The sequence below is a fragment of the Paenibacillus sp. J2TS4 genome (assembly GCF_018403245.1).
Taxonomy (GTDB): domain Bacteria; phylum Bacillota; class Bacilli; order Paenibacillales; family NBRC-103111; genus Paenibacillus_L.
The window spans coordinates 1-624 of sequence record NZ_BOSH01000045.1 but is presented as its reverse complement, the minus strand read 5'-3'; the positions used below and the strand labels follow the sequence as shown (position 1 = coordinate 624).

Sequence of the window (624 nt, the reverse complement as noted above, 5' to 3'; positions counted from 1 at the left end):
CGGTGCGTTTCGCACCGTAGCCGGGGCAGACATCTTTGCTCGACTGCGGAGCATCGTATCTACGTTTTTGAAGCAAGGACTTTCTGTTCTCCCTTCCCTTTCCCTCGCACTTCGCGGACAACCCATTTCTTCTATAGACCTAAGTAGTAACGGTCGTTGCGCCTAAACAGCGTGGCATCCGGCTCCTAAGCTTCGTTCGCAGCCAAAGCTTTACTTCCCCGTGCCTCTTTTACAATTAAGTGCTCGAATGCTCCCAAAGCTTCATTTACGCCCTTCTCTTATTAGTCACGCCCCTTACTCCTCTTCTTTTGATTCTTATTTCTGAATTTCCGCTTCAAACAGGAACATATGTTTGGTATAATGAAATGTGTAGGATACAGCCTAGCTGATCATATTAACACGAAGCAAGGTGACTTGAGTTGAAGATCACTTTAACCACCAAAGTGAAGATCTTGCCCACTCCTGAACAAATCGATGGGTTACGACAGACTTTACGTGCTTATCGTCTGGCAAGTGATTACCTGTCCAAGCTTGTATTTGAAGAGAAAATTCTCTCCAAGACGAAGCTGCATCAGTTGATGTATCGAGAGTTGCGTTCTACCTTTTCCTTGCGATCTCAAATGG

At 45.7% G+C, this 624-nt stretch carries 1 protein-coding gene; it reads left to right on the top strand.

All coding sequences use genetic code 11. The features are described 5' to 3' along the window. Positions 1–419 precede the first annotated feature (419 nt). The coding region (locus tag KJS69_RS29390; protein WP_374706759.1) for a helix-turn-helix domain-containing protein at positions 420–624 on the top strand (205 nt) is incomplete at its 3' end.